The 252-nt window shown below is 68.3% G+C and carries 1 pseudogene; it reads right to left on the bottom strand.

The features are described from left to right. A pseudogene (locus SB765_RS31895) lies at positions 1-252 on the bottom strand (efflux RND transporter periplasmic adaptor subunit); the annotation flags it as partial.

Raw genomic sequence — 252 nt, 5'->3', positions numbered from 1 at the left:
AGCGTTGCCATCACCACGCCATCGTCATCAGCCAGGAGTAGCGCATATCCGCTGGCGTTACCTGCCACGCTGGCCTGCGCCTGGGCGGCTTTCAGCTCAGCCTGAGCGGTGGCCGCAGCGGCCCGAATCTGGTCGTATGCCGACGCAGAAACTGCCCCGGTTGCCACCAGAGTGCGGTAACGCGCCTGATCGGCGCTGGCCTGTCTGACGCGTGCCTGCGCGGCGGCAACGGCCTGCTGCTGAGCCTGGGCC

The sequence above is a fragment of the Pseudomonas sp. SIMBA_067 genome (assembly GCF_046534675.1).
Taxonomy (GTDB): domain Bacteria; phylum Pseudomonadota; class Gammaproteobacteria; order Pseudomonadales; family Pseudomonadaceae; genus Aquipseudomonas; species Aquipseudomonas putida.
The sequence above is the reverse complement of the archived record's forward strand: the minus strand, read 5'-3'. Positions and strand labels throughout refer to the sequence as shown.